The organism is Gordonia sp. GN26 (genome assembly GCF_054823965.1).
The window spans coordinates 20,145-38,052 of record NZ_JSYC01000003.1 but is presented as its reverse complement, the minus strand read 5'-3'; the positions used below and the strand labels follow the sequence as shown (position 1 = coordinate 38,052).

16 protein-coding genes and 1 other RNA gene are annotated in these 17,908 nt (G+C 69.5%); 8 read left to right on the top strand and 9 right to left on the bottom strand.

The window, feature by feature from the left end:
* Positions 1-7: 7 nt before the first annotated feature.
* Positions 8-973 (top strand): prolyl aminopeptidase, encoded by a 966-nt coding sequence (pip, locus tag OK17_RS00680; protein WP_461416366.1) that lies wholly within the window; start codon positions 8-10, stop codon positions 971-973.
* 72 nt (positions 974-1,045) lie between these two features.
* Positions 1,046-2,539, top strand: coding sequence for a CYTH and CHAD domain-containing protein (locus tag OK17_RS00675; protein WP_232716681.1), 1,494 nt, complete (start codon positions 1,046-1,048; stop codon positions 2,537-2,539).
* A gap of 175 nt (positions 2,540-2,714) precedes the next feature.
* Here OK17_RS00675 and OK17_RS00670 read toward each other — a convergent pair whose 3' ends face one another.
* The 6 genes from OK17_RS00670 to cobC form a co-directional block, all read right to left on the bottom strand.
* Entirely contained in the window at positions 2,715-4,133 is a 1,419-nt protein-coding gene (locus tag OK17_RS00670) for an RNB domain-containing ribonuclease (RefSeq protein WP_232716680.1), read from the bottom strand.
* 73 nt (positions 4,134-4,206) lie between these two features.
* An RNA gene (rnpB, locus tag OK17_RS00665) (RNase P RNA component class A) lies at positions 4,207-4,622 on the bottom strand.
* Positions 4,623-4,669: 47 nt separating this feature from the next.
* Positions 4,670-5,320 carry a histidine phosphatase family protein gene (locus OK17_RS00660; RefSeq protein WP_232716679.1) on the bottom strand — a complete coding sequence of 217 codons (651 nt, stop codon included), beginning with the start codon at positions 5,318-5,320 and terminating at the stop codon, positions 4,670-4,672.
* Between the two features lie 5 nt (positions 5,321-5,325).
* Positions 5,326-6,063, bottom strand: a complete 738-nt coding sequence (locus tag OK17_RS00655) for a zinc ribbon domain-containing protein (protein ID WP_232716678.1) — start codon at positions 6,061-6,063, stop codon at positions 5,326-5,328.
* Between the two features lie 102 nt (positions 6,064-6,165).
* Entirely contained in the window at positions 6,166-7,305 is a 1,140-nt protein-coding gene (locus OK17_RS00650) for a Nif3-like dinuclear metal center hexameric protein (RefSeq protein WP_232716677.1), read from the bottom strand.
* Positions 7,283-8,377: an Rv2231c family pyridoxal phosphate-dependent protein CobC gene (gene cobC, locus OK17_RS00645; RefSeq protein WP_461416365.1), complete on the bottom strand. Its 1,095-nt coding sequence runs from the start codon at positions 8,375-8,377 to the stop codon at positions 7,283-7,285. The genes OK17_RS00650 and cobC overlap by 23 nt, the downstream gene beginning before the upstream one ends.
* A 30-nt stretch (positions 8,378-8,407) precedes the next feature.
* On the opposite strand from cobC, the gene OK17_RS00640 reads away from it, so the two are divergent.
* The gene (locus tag OK17_RS00640; protein ID WP_461416364.1) at positions 8,408-9,094 is read left to right on the top strand and encodes an HAD hydrolase-like protein; all 687 of its coding nucleotides are present in this window, start codon (positions 8,408-8,410) and stop codon (positions 9,092-9,094) included.
* 53 nt (positions 9,095-9,147) lie between these two features.
* Positions 9,148-9,627 carry a low molecular weight protein-tyrosine-phosphatase gene (locus OK17_RS00635; RefSeq protein ID WP_461416363.1) on the top strand — a complete coding sequence of 160 codons (480 nt, stop codon included), beginning with the start codon at positions 9,148-9,150 and terminating at the stop codon, positions 9,625-9,627.
* A gap of 27 nt (positions 9,628-9,654) precedes the next feature.
* On the opposite strand, the gene OK17_RS00630 is transcribed toward OK17_RS00635, so the two are convergent.
* The gene (locus tag OK17_RS00630; RefSeq protein WP_461416362.1) at positions 9,655-10,659 is read right to left on the bottom strand and encodes a zinc-binding metallopeptidase family protein; all 1,005 of its coding nucleotides are present in this window, start codon (positions 10,657-10,659) and stop codon (positions 9,655-9,657) included.
* Positions 10,660-10,695: 36 nt separating this feature from the next.
* Between OK17_RS00630 and OK17_RS00625 the strand changes: the two genes are divergently transcribed.
* The gene (locus OK17_RS00625; RefSeq protein WP_232716672.1) at positions 10,696-11,748 is read left to right on the top strand and encodes an SURF1 family cytochrome oxidase biogenesis protein; all 1,053 of its coding nucleotides are present in this window, start codon (positions 10,696-10,698) and stop codon (positions 11,746-11,748) included.
* Here the strand turns inward: OK17_RS00625 and OK17_RS00620 are convergent.
* The gene (locus tag OK17_RS00620; protein ID WP_461416361.1) at positions 11,726-12,703 is read right to left on the bottom strand and encodes a cobalamin biosynthesis protein; all 978 of its coding nucleotides are present in this window, start codon (positions 12,701-12,703) and stop codon (positions 11,726-11,728) included. The genes OK17_RS00625 and OK17_RS00620 overlap by 23 nt on opposite strands.
* Positions 12,704-12,743: 40 nt before the next feature.
* Between OK17_RS00620 and OK17_RS00615 the strand changes: the two genes are divergently transcribed.
* Together OK17_RS00615 and OK17_RS00610 are read left to right on the top strand one after the other, a co-directional pair.
* Positions 12,744-13,571, top strand: a complete 828-nt coding sequence (locus tag OK17_RS00615) for a spermidine synthase (protein ID WP_461416360.1) — start codon at positions 12,744-12,746, stop codon at positions 13,569-13,571.
* A gap of 104 nt (positions 13,572-13,675) precedes the next feature.
* On the top strand, positions 13,676-15,706 hold the full coding sequence (locus OK17_RS00610) for a protein kinase domain-containing protein (RefSeq protein ID WP_461416359.1): 2,031 nt from the start codon (positions 13,676-13,678) through the stop codon (positions 15,704-15,706).
* Between the two features lie 237 nt (positions 15,707-15,943).
* Here OK17_RS00610 and OK17_RS00605 read toward each other — a convergent pair whose 3' ends face one another.
* The gene (locus OK17_RS00605; protein ID WP_461416358.1) at positions 15,944-16,768 is read right to left on the bottom strand and encodes a maleylpyruvate isomerase family mycothiol-dependent enzyme; all 825 of its coding nucleotides are present in this window, start codon (positions 16,766-16,768) and stop codon (positions 15,944-15,946) included.
* 156 nt (positions 16,769-16,924) lie between these two features.
* Here OK17_RS00605 and OK17_RS00600 point away from each other — a divergent pair, with 156 nt between their 5' ends.
* Complete coding sequence (locus OK17_RS00600) at positions 16,925-17,908, top strand: helix-turn-helix transcriptional regulator (RefSeq protein ID WP_461416357.1); 984 nt, start codon at positions 16,925-16,927, stop codon at positions 17,906-17,908.

Sequence of the window (17,908 nt, the reverse complement as noted above, 5' to 3'; positions counted from 1 at the left end):
GATGATTATGCGTGACTTCTACCCGGAGATCGAGCCCTACGAGTCCGGTCACCTCGATGTGGGTGACGGCCAGCAGATCTACTGGGAGTCGTCGGGAAACCCCGACGGCAAGCCCGTGGTCTTCGTGCACGGCGGTCCCGGCGGCGGCACGTCACCCGCGCAGCGACGCTTCTTCGATCCGGCGAAGTACCGCATCGTGCTGTTCGATCAGCGCGGCTGCGGGCAGTCGCGTCCACACATCGCCGACGGTGCCGACCTGAGCGTCAACACCACGCCGCACCTCATCGCCGACATGGAGAAACTCCGCACCCATCTCGGCATCGACCGCTGGCAGGTCTTCGGCGGCTCCTGGGGTTCGACGCTGGGTCTCGCCTATGCGCAGACGCATCCCGACCGCGTCACCGAACTGGTGCTGCGCGGCATCTTCCTGCTGCGCCGCAGCGAGATCGACTGGTACTACAACGGCGGTGCCGCGCACATCTTCCCCGACGTCTGGGAGACCTACCTCGAGCCGATCCCGGAGGACGAGCGGGACGGCGACCTGGTCGCCGCCTACCACCGACTGCTGACCTCCGACGACCGCGAGGTCGCGCGCGCCGCGGCGCGCGCCTGGACCGGCTGGGAGCAGTCCACCAGCTACCTGCTCCCCCGTCCCGACGAGGAGTCGGGCCAGGACGCCGACGACGCCCACCGCTTCGACCTCGCCTTCGCGTCGATCGAGAACCACTATTTCGTCAACCACGGCTTCCTCGACGACGGTCAGCTGCTCGACAACATCGACGCCATCGCGCACATCCCCGGTGTCATCGTCCAGGGCCGCTACGACGTCGTCTGCCCGATGCGCAGCGCGTGGGACCTCCACCGCGCCTGGCCGGCCGCCGATCTCCGCATCGTCGACGACGCCGGGCACGCATCTTTCGAGACCGGCATCAAACACCACCTCATCGAAGCGACCGACCGCTTCGCCGAATGAGGAGGAGTCGCCGGCCCCGCGGTCACTAGACTCGGGTCAGCTGTACCGTGTCGTCGGCGTCAGGAGGATCAGGTGGCCGCATCCGAGCAGGTCGAGGTGGAACTCAAGTTCGACGTGGACCCCGGCCATGTGGCCCCGGACCTGCGGGCACTCCCCGGAGTCGTGTCGGCGACCGAACCCGAGACGTTCTCGCTCGACGCCACCTACTTCGACACGGAGAACCTCGACCTCGCCGGCAACAAGATCACCATGCGACGCCGCACCGGCGGCACCGATCAGGGCTGGCATCTCAAGCGCCCCACCGACATCCCCGGTGCGCGTCGCGAACTCCAGGTCGGCTTCGACGAGGCGCCGGCCGACGGTGAGATCCCCGAGGCCCTCCTGACGCCGGTCCTCGCGCTCACCCGGTGCCGCAAGCTGGACGCCGTCGCCGTCATCTCCACGACGCGCACGGTGACGCGTCTACTCGGCGTCGACGACGAGCCGCTCGCCGAACTCGCCGAGGACCTCGTCACCGCCCAGTCGTTGCTGCCGGGCGGACACTCCCAGCAGTGGGCGGAGTGGGAGTTCGAACTCCTCTCCGGCGGCACCACTAAGTTGCTCAAGGCCGCCGACAAGGCCTTGCGCGCCGGCGGCGGCCGCTCGGCGTCGAGTGCATCGAAGCTGGCCCGCGCCATCGGCTCGACCCCGACCGTCCACAAACCCCGGCTCTCCAAGCGGCCCACCGCACTCGAGCTCGTCATCACCGACATCGCACTGCACCGCAACAGCCTGATCGCCTACGATCCGCTCGTGCGTGAGGACGCCGAGGACGCCGTGCACCAGATGCGGGTGTCGTGCCGCCGGTTGCGCAGCGTGCTGTCGGGCTACCCCACGGTGCTCGACGCCGAGCGCACCGCCCACATCGGCGCCGAACTCAAGCTGCTCGCCCGAATCCTCGGCGACGCACGCGATTCCGAGGTTCAGCTCGAGCTCGACCAGTCCTTGCTCCGCAGCGAGAACGCCTCCCCCGAGCTGCTCGCCGCCCTCGCCGGCGCCGAGTCCCGGACCCACGACCGGGCGATCCGCGCCGCGCACGCCGCGATGTCGTCAAAGCGCTACTTCGCCCTGCTCGACTCCATCGATGCACTGCTCGCCTCTCCCCCGCCCGGCCCCGACGCCGAACTCCCCGCAACCGTCGTCGTCGACAAGGCGATCGCGAAGAGCCGCAAGCACATCCGCAAGGCCCAGGCCGATCTCGCTGACCTCACCGAGGGTTCGGTCGAGTGGCAGGAGCAGCTGCACAAGATCCGCAAACGGGCAAAGCGGTTGCGCTACAGCATCGATGCGACCGAACCGCTGAACAAGAAGAAGTATCGCGAGGTCGGTGCCGTCGCGAAGAGAATCCAGTCCGCTCTCGGCGACTTCAACGACATCCGCATCAACCGCGCCCACCTCGCCGCCATCGTCACCGACGGAAAGCTCGGTCCCGCCGACATGTTCATCGTCGGCCGGCTCGACGCCCGCCTCGAAGCCGACGCCTACCGCGCGGTCGCCGAGTACCGCAAGGCGGCCAAGGACTTGTAGTCCCTCCGCTGGGAGCAGGCGCCCCTCCGCTGGTTGAGCAGGCGACGAGCGCAGCGAGGAGCCGTGTCGAAACCACTCGGTGACCCGGCCTCGGAACGAAGTCGCCGACGGCCACGCAGGAAGATCGCCGGCCTGAAACCAGAGCTTCTGTAACCCAACCAGCGATCTTGCGCGTCTACGCCGGCCGGAACCCGACCTTCCGCGTCACCTCGTCGGCGGTCACCAGCTCGACGTCGAGCCTGGTCCCCGGTCGGAGGTCTCCCTCGCATCCTGCGACGACGGGCGGGTCGGCGATGAAGATCTGGGCGGGCTTGCGTTCGGTGGCGGCCGACATGACGACGGCGTCGAAGCGATCACCGACGCGGTCACCGAGGATGACGGCCTCGGCGAGGTCGATGCTGGCCCGATCGGCGGTGGCGCCGAGGGTGTCGGCGGAGCGGAGGATCTTCGGGAGGGTCGGCAGGGCGCGCATCACCCAGTCGGGCACCTCCTCGCCCGCGGTGGCCGCGAGGCACACCTCGGTCGCGAACCGGTCGCCGAGTCGACGCAGTGGTGCGGTGACGTGGGCGTAGAGACCGGCGATCGCGGCGTGCTGCTTCTTGTCGTGCGGGATGGCGCGTGCTTCGTCCGAACCGTCGAGCACGAGATAGTTGGCGCCCCGCATGAGTCCGCTCGCGGCCGACTGGATGGCGAGCGTGCTCGGCCGGGCTCCGGGCAGGCCCGCCAGGAACCGACCCACCGCCATACCCTCGGGCCATTCGACGTCGAGCGCCTTGGCCGCAGCACGCAGGTCCTCGACCGCCTCGGGCTCGGCGGGCGGCAGCGTCCGCAACAGTCCGATGCCCGCCTCGGCCATGATCGTGCCCGCGCACATCCCGGCGAGCAGCGAGAGCTGGGAGTTCCACATGTCGGCCGGGGTGTGGGGTTCGAGGTCCAGGCGCCAGCCCGCGTCGGTGCGGGACACCTCCTGGTCCGGCAGATCGAGTTCGACGGCTCCGCGGTCCATCGCCACGTTCTGCCGCAGCTCGCCGAAGGCCGGAAGGGCCGCGATCGACGGGTGCAGGCGTCCGGCCTCGGCGTCGGCGCTGACCCCCGCGTAGTCGAAGCGGGCCACGGATCGAATCCGCGATCGCCGCACCCGGACGTCGGTGACCGTCCCGTCCCCCGCGACCCGGATCGTCCAGAGCACGCACGGCCGAACCTGTTCGGGCAGAAGCGATCCGCTCCCCTCCGACAGTTCGCGCGGATGCAGCGGGACCGAGCCGTCCGGGAAGTACACGGTGGACCCGCGGCGTCGGCTCTCCTGATCGAGTGCGCCCTCGGGGATCACCAGGGCCGCGACGTCGGCGATGGCGTAGTCGACGACGAACCCGTCGCCGTCGGTGGCGAGGTGCACGGCCTGGTCGAGATCGCGCGACGTCGGTGGGTCGATGGTGACGAACGGGACGTCGGTGTGGTCCTCGCGCGAGTCCGCGAGTCGGTCGACGGCGTCGCGGGCCTCACGGAGTGCGTCGTCGCCGTAGGACTCGTCCACCCCGAGCTGATCGCGGATACCGGCGAAGTCGATGTCGGGGGCGAAGAGGAAGCGCGTCACGCCTCGAACCCTAGCGCGCGTGCGCGCGGTCGAGCCGGAGCGCGCGTGCGAGCCGGAGCGCGCGGGCCGAGGGCGAACGAGTCGGCACGTAAGCCGGATCCTGTACCCGCGTGGTCTCTCGACCGTCGCGGGCGGCGACCATCCATCTGGGCACACCGTCGCCGGGTACCTCGAGCGGCCCACCCGCGGGCTGGGGCGAGCAGCCCTCGTAACGCCCGCGCACACGCACCGCGAGGTGCGTGCTTCGGCCTTGCTCCGGGTGGGGTTTACCGAGCCGACGCGGTCACCCGCGCCGCTGGTGCGCTCTTACCGCACCGTTTCACCCTTACCGGCCTCGCGGCCGGCGGTCTGTTCTCTGTGGCACTGTCCCGCGGGTCACCCCGGGTTGCCGTTAGCAACCACCCTGCTCTGTGGAGTCCGGACTTTCCTCGGTGCGCGGCGTGACGGTCTTCCGCCCGTTCCGCTCACCGCGGCCGCCCGGCCGACTCGTTCGCGGAACCCAGGATACGGCAGGGTCGGAATCCGACGTGCAGCCGTCAGTGCCAGTGCGCGGCGTCGTTGACCAGACGCACGACGGAACCGCCGTCGGGGAAGAACTCGGCGATCGACACCGACGCGAGGTCGAGGTGGAGACGGAACAACAGTTCCGGCCCGACGCCCAGCGCCTCTCGCAGCATCAGCTTGATCGGCGTGACATGCGATACGAGCACGACCGTCTGCCCCGGATACCGTTGCAGCAGATCGTCTTTCGTTTCCGCGACACGCTCGGCTACCTGAGCGAAGCTCTCGCCGCCCGGGGCGGGCACGGTGATGTCCGACAGCCATTCACGGTGGATCTCCGGATGCCGTTCGGACGCTTCGACGAAGGTGAGGCCCTCCCACTCGCCGAAGTCGTTCTCGATGAGTCCGGGATGCTCGACGACGTCGACCCCGGTGACCGCGGCGACCTCGTCGGCGGTGGCGCGGGCGCGGCTCAGCGGCGAGGTCACGATGGCCGAGATGCCCTCCTCGCGCCCGACCCGTTGGGCCGCCGCGCGGGCCTGGCGCAGACCCTCCGCGGTCAGCTCGGGATTGCCGCGACCGGAGTACCGACGATCCACCGACAGCGCCGTCTGGCCGTGGCGCAGCAGGATGAACCGGGTCGGCGAACTCCGTTGCCCCTGCCAGGACGGGGACTTCTCGCCCACAGTGGTCAGATCCCCGATTCGGCGGTCCGCACGAGGATGGCGCCGCATTCCTCGCAGCGGATGACCTCGTCGGACAGTGCCGCGCTGATCGAGGCGATGGTGCCGCGGTCGAGTTCCATCCGGCAGGCGCCGCAACGCCGTGCGCGCAGGAGTCCTGCGCCGATGCGACCGTTGGCGCGTTGCTTGTCGTAGACGGCCAGCAGGTCGGCGTCGATCTCCGCGGCGAGCGTGTCCCGCTTCTCGTGGGCGCGCGTGAGGTCCTCTTCGATGCTCGCGAGGGACTGGTCCCGGCGGACCCGGGTGTCGGCGATCTTCTCCTCGAGGTGTGAGATCGTCGCGGCGGCGCGGTCGCGCTCCGATTCGACGGCCTCCTGCTGCTCCATGAGGGTCAGCATCTCCTCCTCGAAGGCCGCGCGACGGCGTCCGAGTCCGGCGAGTTCGTGCTGCAGCTCCGACAATGCCTTGGGCGCCAGCCCGCCGGCCGCCAGTTGCTTGGAGTCCTTGGCCTCGCGGTTGGCCATCCCGGTCACCTCGGACTCGATGCGGCGGTATTCGCGCCCCAGGTCCTCGGCGGAGATCTCCGCGCGCACCAGATCGTCACGGGCAGCGTCGATCGCCTTCTCCTGCTCGGCGATCTCGGCGTTCTCGGGCAAGTTCTTGCGGCGATGCTCGAGTCGGTTGATCTCGGCATCGGAGTCCGCGAGATCGAGCAACAGACGCTGCACTCCGGCGTCGACTTTCATTGCGGCCTCCTCTCTCTGAAGTTCTGAAGTCCCCCTACCGTACGCGGCTGGTCCCGGCGTCCCGGCGGGCGGATGGCGTTTAATAATGCGGTCCTGCGGGCGTCATCCGAAGCTGTGCAGTACGAACGGGTCGGTGGGCGTGTCGTACACCACCACCGGCACGTCCCATTCGGTGCGGACCAGCTCCGCAACCTGGGCGCACCAGGGGAACTCGGTGGCCCAGTGGCCGGCGTCGACGAGTGCCGGTCCACCGTCGCGCAGACTCTCGTCGGCGGGATGGTGACGGAGGTCGCCGGTCACATAGACGTCGACGCCGAGCCCGCGCACGCGCCCGAGCAGCGAATCGCCCGCTCCACCGCAGACCGCGACCGTGCGCACCAGCGCATCCGGATCGCCGGCCGCCCGGATTCCCGACGGCGCGCCCAGCGCACGGGCGACGAGCCCGGTGAAGTCCCGCAGCGTCATCGGCTCCGGCAACGATCCGACCCGACCCAGACCCAGGTCACTGCCGAGGTCGGCGAGCTCGAAGACGTCGAATGCCGGTTCCTCGTACGGATGCGCGTTGCGCAGTGCCCGGAGCACGGACCCGCGGATGGACCGGTCGGCGACCATCTCCACCCGCGCCTCGTCGACGTGGGTGCGGGTGCCGATCTCCCCGATCGTCGGCGATGCGTCTTCCTGGGCCTCGAACTGGCCGGTGCCCACCACCGTCCAGGAGCAGTCGCGGTAGTCGCCGATCGCACCGGCACCGGCGGCGAACATCGCCTCACTGACCTGTTCGACGTTGCCCTCGGGGACCATGACCACCCATTTGTCGAGCGGTGCAGCGGATTTCGGTTCGATGGGCACGGTGTTGACGACGCCGAGCAGGTCGGCGAGGGCGTCGGACACACCCGGTCGCGCACTGTCGGCGTTGGTGTGGGCCGACAACAGCGCGATGCCGTTGCGGATCAGGCGGTGCACGATGCGCCCCTTCGGGGTGTCCGCGGCCACCGACGTGACGCCCCGCATCAGCAGCGGATGATGGGCGATCACCAGATCCGCCTTCTCGGCGACGGCCGCCTCGACGACGGCATCGGTCACGTCGACGCACGCCAGGACCCGATGCACCGGTTCGGAACGGTCGCCGCACACGAGCCCCACGGCGTCCCAGGACTCGGCGAGCGCCGGTGGATACGCACGCTCGACGGCGTCGACCACCTCCCCGACGGTGACCCGCTCAGACGTCGACTCGGTTCCCATCCCTCATCTCCTCTCGTACCTGCTCGATCGCCGCGGTCAGTGCGCGGACCTGATCAACCGGACGTACCGCCAACCGCAGATGGCCGTCGCCGAGTCCGACGAAGTTGGCACAGCTGCGCACCGCGAACCCGCGGTCGACGAGGCGTTGCTTGACCTCGGTGGCCCGCGGCACCTCGACGAGGACGAACGGCGCGGCCGGCTCCGCCACGACGACGAGTCCGATCCGCGTGAGTTCGTCGACCATCTCGGCGCGCTCGGCCGCAACCCGCCGGGCCTGCTCGGCGCAGTAGCGGTGTCCCTCGTCGCCGAGGCAGGCGGTCAGGGCGGCCAACGCGGGTGTCGACAGCGCCCAGGGACGACGCCCCGCACGCAGTCGTGCGAGGATCTCCGGCGCCGCGAGAAGATATCCGGCTCGGAGCCCGGCGAGTCCGAAAGTCTTTGTCACACTGCGGATCACGATGAGGTCCGGCCAGTTGGCCGATGCCAGCGACTGCGGCTCGAGTCCACCGTCTACGCCACGGGTGAGATCGGCAAAGGCCTCATCGACCACGATGAGGCGTCCCGGACGCCGCAGCGCGTCGATCGACTCCCGCGGATGCAGCACCGACGTCGGGTTGGTGGGGTTGCCCAGGATCACCAGGTCGGCGGTGTCGGGCACCTGCGCCCCGGACAGCCGCCACGGCTCGTCGAGGGTCACCTGGGTGATGGGCACTCCCGCGGCGCGCAGGGCGATCTCCGGTTCGGTGAAGGACGGCTGGATGAGCGCGGCATGGCGCACGCCGAGTCGCGGGAGCATCTCGAAACCGTCGGCCGCGCCGGACAACAGCAGTACGTCGCCAGGTGCGCGCCCGTGGGTGGCGGCGATCGCCTCGACCGCGCGCCGCTCGTCGTCGAGGCCGGGGTACCGGGCCAGGTCGCCGAGACCGCGCGTGATGGCGTCGAGGACGAACGGCGGTGGCGTGCCACGGACATTGACGGCGAAATCCACGAGACCGGGTGCCGCGTCCTGATCGCCGTGCCGATCCGGATCGGAGAGGTCGGATGGAGATGCGACGCCAGACCCAGCTGTCATGTCTATTGACCTTACGTGCACGATGGACGCGTGTTGACGCCGCCAGATCCCCGCCATCCCGACACTGTGCTGCTCTTCGACCTCGACGGCACGATCACCGACAGCTTCGCGGGTATCGCCAACAGCTTCCGTCACGCCCTCGCCGCCGTAGACGCGCCCGAGCCCGACCCGCAGGTCGTCGCGGGCATCGTCGGACCGCCGATGATCGACACCCTCAACGGTCTGGGGCTCGCCCCAGAGGTCGCGGAAGCGGCGATGCGCGCCTACCGGGAGCGCTACACCGAGATCGGCTGGCGGGAGAACGCGGTCTACGACGGGATGCCCGACGTCCTAGCCGATCTGTCCGCGTCGGGGCGCACGATGGCGGTCGCGACGTCGAAGAACCAGACCACCGCACACAAGATCCTCGAGCACTTCGGTCTCACCGACCACTTCAAGTACATCGCCGGCGCCAGCGACGACGGCACGCGTCGCCACAAGGCCGACGTCATCGCCCACGCGGTCGCCGAGCTGGGGCTGCCCGTCGACGCCGACACCGGCCACGTCACCGCGCCGGTCGTGATGATCGGCGATCGCAGTCACGATGTGCACGGCGCTGCGGCCTTCGGCATCTCAGCGATCCTGGTCAGATGGGGTTACTCTCTGCACGGGGAGGAACAGGACGCCGCTTGGGCGGTTGAGTCCACAGCCGAATTGCGCGACGTCCTGGGTATGTGACCGACGCCCTCGATCACCGAGCGCGTCGGCGCGTCGAGCTGAGGTAGACACCAGTGGTTGAAGAACTACACATCTGTTTCGTGTGCACGGGCAACATCTGCCGGTCGCCGATGGCGCAGAACATCTTCCGGACCGCTTTGGACGACGCGGGCCTGGGTGGCAAGGTGCGCGTCAGCAGTTGCGGTATCACCGGTTATCACGTCGGTGAACCGGCCGACAACCGCGCCCGCACCGAACTGCTCGCTCACGGCTACTCCGACGCCCACGTGGCGGCGCTGCTCGGACCCGAACACTTCGACGCCGATCGCTTCCTGGCGATGGACGACGGCCACGTCCGGGAGCTCGAGCGGAAGCGGCTCGGCGACCGGACGCGACTGTTGCGGTCGTTCGACCCGTCGGCACCCGCCGATGATCTCGCCCTGCTCGACCCGTATTACGGCAGCACCGACGACTTCGTGGCGACCCGCGAACAGATCGAGAGCGCGGTCCCCGGCCTGATCGACTGGGTGCGGATTCAGCTGGGCGTGGCCTGACGACCACGCCCAGCCGACCGACCGGTCTCAGCCGACCGGTGCCACCAGGTTGTGCACGAAGCGGATCTTCTCCAGCACCGGCGCCGGGAGCACGAACGGGTAGAGGTCCGGGTGACCCATCGACCGGTTGATCTGATTGAGCGCCCAGGTCAGCGGCAGCCACTCGTCGATGATGCGGTCGAAGCCCACGTCGCCCGGCGGGACTCCCTCCAGCGTCGTACCCGAGGGCGCCATCGCGAACGCGGCGGCGGTGTCGAGGGTGTCGCGGATGTGCAGGTAGTGCGCGAAGGTCTCGGCGAAGTCCTCCGCAGGGTGCATCGTGGCGTAGGAGGAGACGAAGTTCTTCCGCCACCCCTCCGGCGCACCTTCCTTGTAGTGCCGGTCGAGCGCGGCCTGATAGTCGTCGTCGGGGTTGCCGAACAGTTCCTCGAACCCCGGCCGACGGTCGTCGGTGATCAGGACGAGCTGGTAGTAGTGGCCGACCTCGTGCCGGAAGTGTCCGAGGACAGTCCGGTACGGCTCGTCGAGTTCGACGCGCATCTGCTCACGATGGACGTCGTCTCCCTCGGCGAGATCGAGGGTGATGACTCCGTTGGCGTGGCCGGTGATGACGTTCTGTTGGGCACTGGAGAGCAGGTCGAAGGCGAGACCCGTGGTGGGATTCTCGTCACGATTCTCGATCGGCAACCCGAGCTCGGTGAGTTCGAGAACGAGACGTCGCTTGGCGGTCTCGGCCTGGCCGAACACCACCAGCGCCTCGGGATCGTCGTCGCCGGGACGGGTGCGCGTCAGCTCGCACGACCGGCAGAGCTCGGGGTTACCCGTCCACTTCACCAGCCAGTTGCATTGCGCGACCTTGGTGTTGGCACATCGCTCGAGGAGGACGCCGTCGACCTCGGCGCGCCCGGTGTCGTCGAGGGTCTGGATGGAGCGGGACTCGAGCCAGAACCCGAGCGGGCTCTTGCAGTTCAGACAGAGACTGTTTTCGAAGGAGAGACGCTGGCCGCAGTTCAAACAGATGAAGTCTCGCATTCGATCACGCTACATGCGCTGAGTAACCTGGGCATCGTGCACGTGCTGCGAACGATCCTGCGTCCCGGGTGGATTGCCCTCGGCGTCGTCGTCGTGGCGTTCGCCGTGGCCTGCTTCACCCTCCTCGCGCCGTGGCAGCTGGGGAAGAACTCCGACACCGAACGCCGCAACGATCTGATCCGTACCGCGACGTCGCTCGAGACCGCGCCGCTGGCCGAGGTGGCGCCCTCGTCGACCTTCGACCCGTCGACCGAGTGGCGCGAGGTCGAGGTGACCGGCCGCTACCTGCCGGACCAGCAGGCCCTGGTGCGGCTGCGCAACATCCAGGAACGCCCCGCCGTGGTCGTCCTGACGCCGTTCGCGGTGACCGGTTCCGATCGCGTGCTCCTGATCAATCGCGGTTTCGTCCGACCTGTGGAGGGCGGGGTCCCCGACGTCCCGGCGCCGCCGGCCGGTGAGCAGACCATCGACGGACGGATACGCGCGGCGGAAAGCGTCAGCGCCGACCGCGGCTCGCTCTCCGACAACGGTGTACTCACGGTCCCGTCGATCAACCCGGGGCTGGTCGGGACTGCGACCGGTACGTCGATGGACGACTTCTACCTGCAGTTGTCCCCGGACCAACCGGGCTCCCTGGGAGAGATCCCGCTCCCCCAGCTCGACACCGGCCCCTACCTCTCGTACGGGCTGCAGTGGCTCGCCTTCGGGATCATGGCGCCGCTCGGCGTCCTGTACTTCCTGGTCGCCGAGATCCGTTCACGCCGGCGCGCTGCCGCCGCACGGTCCGCTCCCGCAGCGGAGGCCACCGCCGGAACCGGTGAAGTCGTCGACGCAGATACCGCGACCCATGCCGCGGATACCGGATCGACCACACAGCCGGGTACCGCCGCCTCCCGCGCCGAACGTCGTCGGCAGATGCGCGAGGAACTGCGCGCCGCGAGCGGCACCACGGTGGTCCACAACGTCGGACGCATCGGGCACGGTCCCGTCGCCGAGGACACGGTCGGCGATGTCCGCGACGCGACGCCCGACCCCCGCAGGCAGGACGACGACGTACGGGACAAGCTCAGCCGGCGCTACGGCGGCTGATCCCGAACCGGATCAGGCACCCCGCCACGCCCGCGGCCAGGGTCGCCCGTTGAACCCGCCGCGACAAGTGGACCGCAGCGCGTAGATCGGCAGGTTTCGGCGCCGGCCCGGAACCCAGCGTCGGCCGTTGTTCGACGCCGTGCGGGTAGACGGTCCGACCCCCGAGCTGCACCCCCAGGGCTCCGGCGAACGCAGCTTCGACGACCCCGGCGTTCGGGCTCGGGTGCGCGTGACTGTCGCGTCGCCAGGCTCGTGCGGCACGTCGGGGCTCGCCCGAGACCAGGACTATCAGCGCACCCGCGAGACGCGCGGGGACGATGTTGGCGATGTCGTCGAGCCGCGCGGCCGCCCAGCCGAAGTCGCGATAGCGCTCGTTGCGGTACCCGACCATGGCGTCGAGGGTGTTGACCGCGCGGTAGCCGAGGATTCCGGGTACGCCGGCGGCCGCTCCCCAGAACAACGGTCCGACGGTCGCATCCGAGGTGTTCTCGGCGATCGACTCGAGCGCCGCCCGACAGATCCCGGCCTCGTCGAGCGACTCCGGGTCCCGGCCGCAGAGGCTCGGGATCAAGGCGCGCGCCGCGTCGATGTCGTCGGCTTCGAGGGCATCGGCGACCGCATCGCCCACCCGGCACAGCGAGGTCCCGCCCAGCGCGATCCAGGTCGAGGCAGCGGTCAGCGTCACCAGGGCCGGTGCCCGACGCCCAGCCGTCGCAGCGGCTCCCGCGACCACGACGCCGCCCGCGGCCACCGCGAGCAGGCCGGCACCGGCGGTCCGCGAATCGCGGTACATGCGACGTTCGAGCGCCGACGTCAGCCGACCGAAACCGGCGACCGGATGCCCCGTCGACGGGTCGCCCAGTGCCTTGTCGAGGAGGAAGCCCGCGACGAGCCCGGCTGCGGTCGACAGGGCTCGTCGTGCGGGTCGGTTGCGCTGCTCACGGGTCAGGGGCACCGCGCGATGGTATCGACCGTGCTCGTGCCAGACTCGACCCGTGGCCAGGTCAACCGCGGAACCGACCCCGGGTCGGCACGTCATCGACACCGGTGTCGCCGAACTCGCGCGCGACACCATCGCCGGCGGCTGGTTGCTGACGGTCAACGGTGCGCACAGTTCGCACATCGACCCCGACGACCCGACCGTGCTCGACTTCGAGTACCTGCGCCAGATGGCCGCCGTCATCGCCGAACGCCACCCCACCTCGGACCGGTTGCGCGTCCTCCATCTCGGCGGGGCGGCCTGCGCACTCGCCCGCTACCTCGACCACCAGTACCCCGACGCGCGGCAGGTGGCGGTCGAGGTCGACGGCGAGCTGGCCCGCCTCGTGCGCGAGTGGTTCGACCTACCCCGTGCCCCCAAGCTGCGAATCCGGGTCGGCGACGCGCGCGAGGTCGTGAGCTCGCTGCAGCCGGGCACACGCGAGGTGATCGTCCGCGACGCCTTCGCCGGCGACCGCACGCCCGCACATCTGACGACCCGCGAGTTCACCACCGCCGTGCGCGACGTGCTCGTGCCGGGCGGGCTGTACCTCGCCAACTGCGGTGACAGCCGGGATCTCGCGGGAGCGCGGGCCGAGGCCGCCACCGTCGCATCGGTCTTCGACCACCTCCTGCTCATCGCCGACGCCGCGATGCTCAAGGGCCGTCGCACCGGCAACATCGTCATCGTCGGCAGCGACGCCCCGCTCGACGCGTCGGCAACCCTCGTCCGCACCCTGCTCAGCGATCCCCTACCTGCACAGATCCTCTCGGGCGCCAAGGCCCGCGACTTCGCCCGCGGCCCGGGTCTCACGGACGCCGACGTCGCATCGGAGCGGCCGTGATTACCGACGGTCGCGCGTCCGGTCGATGTACGAAGTCTCTCGCCAGTCGTTAGGGTGGTTTCGACCGCCGGCCGAGATCTGACGATCGTAGAACCGAGGATGACGTGACCGATCCATCGTCGAGAGCGGGCACCACACTGGGCCCGTACCGCATCGACAGACTCCTCGGTCGCGGCGGCATGGGGGAGGTGTACGAGGCCTACGACACCGTCAAGGAACGACGCGTCGCCCTGAAGGTTCTCCCGCCGCATCTGGTGCACGACAAGGATTTCCGCGAACGGTTCGAGCGCGAGTCGAAGACCGCGGCGAAACTGTCCGATCCGCACGTCATCCCGATCCACGACTGGGGCGAGAAGGACGGCGTCCTGTTCATCGACATGCGCCTCGTCGACGGTCAGGATCTGCGCAAGGTGCTCGGTTCCGGTCCCCTCCCGCCGGATCGAGCCGTCCGCATCCTGGGCCAGGTCGCCGCAGCGCTCGACGCCGCGCACCGCGACGGCCTCGTCCACCGTGACATCAAACCAGACAACATCCTCGTCGATTCCGACGACTTCGCCTACCTCGTGGACTTCGGAATCGCGCAGGGCACCACCGACAGTCGCCTGACACAGGTGGGAACCGCGCTCGGCACACTGGCCTACATGGCGCCGGAGCGTTTCGGCGACGAGCCGGCCGGCCCGGCTTCGGACAACTATGCCCTCGCCTGCGTGCTGTACGAATGCGTCACCGGCCAGACCCCGTTCCCGGCGAAGACCGATCAGGGCCTGATGACCGCGCACATCACCAAGCCGCCACCGCAGACGGGCGGCCCGCTCGACCCGGTGATCGCGCGCGGCCTCGCCAAGGACCCGGGTCAGCGCTTCCCGAGCGCGCGCGAACTCATCCACGCGGCCTCCGACGCGTTGGCGGGCAGAGCATCGAGCCCGGCGACCCAACCTCAGACACCTCCGGCAGAGCAGGCACCACCGACCGTCGTACCCCAGCCGATCCCACCCGCGGGCCTGACCCCGCCGCCCCACACTCCCCGCCCGCCCCAATCCCCCACGCCGCAGCACCAACCGCCGGGTGCCCACCCGACGCCGGGCGGCTCCATGGCATCCGACCCGACGATGGTCCGCGGCCTGAACTCCGGCCCGAATGTCCACGGGCCGCAGCATTCTCCCGGCTCCGCCGGTGGATACGGCCCTCCCCCGGGAACTTCCGGGCCGCAGGGATTCTCAGGTCCGTCGGGGCCGCAGCCCTATTCCGGACCGCCCCACTCCGGGCCGCAGTCGTATTCGGGACCGCAGCGGTTTTCGGGTCCGCAGTCGTTCTCGGGACCCCAGGCGTTCTCCGGGCCCAACCAGTGGGGCGGCTCCCCGACCCCGCCGCCACGGAAGTCGAACACCGGCCGCAACATCGCGATCGCCGTAGCCGTGGGCGTGGTGGTGATCGCCCTCGCGGTCACCGGCATCGTCGTCGCACTGTCGAACGGCGGGGATGAACCGCCGGACCCCGACACCTCCAAGCAGGCGATGCCTGCGGGCACCGTCGCCTGCGACTACCCGACGCGCACGGTCGTCGGCGGCATCACCCAGCCGGCACCTGCGTCGACCCAGCCGAACACCGGCACCGTGGACGCCCAGATCCCGATCGCCGCTCAGGGCACCATCACGATGACGCTCAACCGGGCCGAGGCCCCGTGCAACGTCGGCGCGATGGTGTCGCTGATCAAGTCCGGGTTCTACGACGGCAGCAAGTGCCACCGGGCGTCGGCGAAGTACTTGATCTGCGGCTCGTCGGGCGGCAAGGAGGGCACCAACCCCGGCTGGACCAGCCCCGACGAACTGCCCCAGGATCTCCCGTCGGCCGGCACCGACAACAACGGCATCCCGCAGGTCACCTACCCACGCGGCACCGTCGGCATCCTCGACCTCCCCGACGACACGGGTGCCACCGGCTCGACGACGTTCTTCATGCTCGCCGACGACACCGACCTCCCGCTGACCTACTCCATCGTCGGCACCATGGACCCGTCCGGACTCGCCGTCCTGGACAAGATCGTCGCGGGCGGGTTCACCCCCGCCAAACCCGGCGCCCAGTCCGGACCGCCGAACCAGAACCTCCTGATCCAGAAGGCGACGGTCGGCGAGTAGCGCCCCTGCTGCCTGAGATGCGAGGAGCGCAAGCGACGAGCCACCACCTCGCTGCCTGAGGTGCGAGGAGCGCAAGCGACGAGCCTCGAAGGCCTGGTGAGTCGACCGCAATTCTCCGCATCGACCGAGAAATTCGTCCCCCTCAGGGCCATCCGAGGGCAATATGCCCTCGAATCACCGTGAGGGGGACGAAATTTCGCAGCACTCGGCGGTATAGGAGGTCGAGGTGCGAACCGCTCAGATCACGTAGTTCATCCGATCGAGGATCGCGTTCCCCAGCGCGGCGTCGCCGTCGATATCCACTGCATTCGGGTCGGCGTCCCGGCGACCACCGGCGCAGCGGGCGAGGTTGGCGGCGTCGATCCGGAGACGCACATCGGCCGACGCGTCGCCGCCGTCGAATTCCTCGACCAGCGACGCGCGGTCGCCGACGAGAATCCGAGCGGTTCGCGCCGACAGACCGGTGATGTCGAAGAGCACCTTGCTGCCCTTGGGTGCGTCGGCGCGCTTGCCGACGACGAACGGCAGTGACGCGCTGATCTCGTCCAGTGCCAACGATGCGGGGACGGGATCGGTGACGGCGGAACCGTCGGTGCCGTCGCGCAGGTCGATCTCGTGCATCCAGCAGTCGAAGACGCGGATGCGCATGAAGCGTCCATAGGTGTCGGCGCCGGCCGGAGTCATCGACGGGGCGTCGAACTGCTCCTGCGTCATCGCCTTCAGCGCCGCGGTGCGCACCGTGATGATCTCGTCGAGCGCGGCGAGGACCTCGGCGCGCGGCGTCGGACGGTAGTGGTCGACCCACTTCTCGTTGAGCTCGCCGATCGGATTCCGCACGTGGTCGAGTGCGCTGACCGTGCGGGTGGCCTCCACATCACGGCCGTCGAGCATGCTCTCGGTGCCGATGATGTGCGCGACGATGTCGGCGTTGGTCCATCCGGGGAGCACCGAGGCCGCCGCCCACTGCTCGTCGGTGAGTCCGGCGGCGACGTCGGCGATCGCGGCCCACTGGGCGATCAGGCCTTCGGTGACCTCGGCGAGCGGCAGGATGGTCGTCGGCATGTGATGCTCCTTGCGTCGTGCGCCCGGCGAGACCCGGACCGCACCAACCCTATCGGGGTCGGTGTGCACCACGACCGCATGACGCACCGCGACGAGCAGCGCCCGATTCACCGAACAAGGACAGAACCTGTCCGCATCTTGCGGCAGGATGTCTGCATGTTGGAAACCTCGGCCCGGCTGCTGGCTCTGCTGTCGCTGCTGCAGACACGGCGGGAATGGTCGGGCCGAGAGCTCGCCGAACGCCTCGACATCACGACCCGCACGGTGCGGCGCGACATCGACAAGCTCCGCGAGCTCGGTTACCCCGTCGACGCGAATGTCGGTGCGCGCGGCGGGTATCGGCTCGGGGCCGGTGCGGAGATGCCGCCCCTGCTCCTCGACGACCAGGAGGTTCTCGCTGTCGCGCTCGGGCTCGACGCGGTGACGACGGGCGCGGTCGCCGACATGGCCGAGGCCTCGGCCGGGGCGCTCGCGAAACTGCGTCAGGTCATGCCGTCGCGACTCCAGCACCGTCTCGACGCGCTGCGGATCGAGGCCATCCCGCGCGAGGCTCCGACGAGTGCGGTCCCAGCCGAACGCCTCACCGACATCGCCACTGCCTGCCATCGCAACGAACGCCTGCGATTCGACTACCGGCGCAACGACGGCGAGGAGAGTCGACGCGAGGTCGAGCCGTTCCGTCTGGTGCGCAACGGGAACCGTTGGTACCTCGTGGGCTTCGACCTCGCCCGCGACGACTGGCGCTCCTTCCGCGTCGACCGCATGGAGCCGAAGATCCCCACCGGCCCCCGTTTCAGCCCGCGCGAGCCACCGGAGGGCGGCGCGGCGGCCTTCGTCGCCCGTGGCCTCGGCGCACTGCAGCAACAGGCGATCGCGCGGGTCCGCATCCACCTGCCCCTCGACGAGGTCGCGCCGATGATCCACCACTATTGGGGCGCCCTCGAATCCGGTGACGAGAACAGCTGCGAGGTGACCGTCTACAGCACCTCGCTGACATCGATCGCACGCTGGATGCACGCCTTCGATGCCGACTTCACCGTCATCGAACCCGACGAATTACGTGTCGAACTGGGCGCCGTCGCGGAGTATCACGACCAGGTCGCCGAACGTTATCGACGCGCGATGTCCGCTCGTCCTTGA

What these genes read in the sequence shown, in the direction of transcription:
- OK17_RS00655 (WP_232716678.1), bottom strand. Translation starts at nt 6,063, where the DNA reads ATGAAAGTCGACGCCGGAGTGCAGCGTCTGTTGCTCGATCTCGCGGAC.
- OK17_RS00650 (WP_232716677.1), bottom strand. Translation starts at nt 7,305, where the DNA reads ATGGGAACCGAGTCGACGTCTGAGCGGGTCACCGTCGGGGAGGTGGTC.
- cobC (WP_461416365.1), bottom strand. Translation starts at nt 8,377, where the DNA reads ATGACAGCTGGGTCTGGCGTCGCATCTCCATCCGACCTCTCCGATCCG.
- pip (WP_461416366.1), top strand. Translation starts at nt 8, where the DNA reads ATGCGTGACTTCTACCCGGAGATCGAGCCCTACGAGTCCGGTCACCTC.
- OK17_RS00605 (WP_461416358.1), bottom strand. Translation starts at nt 16,768, where the DNA reads ATGCCGACGACCATCCTGCCGCTCGCCGAGGTCACCGAAGGCCTGATC.
- OK17_RS00630 (WP_461416362.1), bottom strand. Translation starts at nt 10,659, where the DNA reads ATGCGAGACTTCATCTGTTTGAACTGCGGCCAGCGTCTCTCCTTCGAA.
- OK17_RS00600 (WP_461416357.1), top strand. Translation starts at nt 16,925, where the DNA reads ATGTTGGAAACCTCGGCCCGGCTGCTGGCTCTGCTGTCGCTGCTGCAG.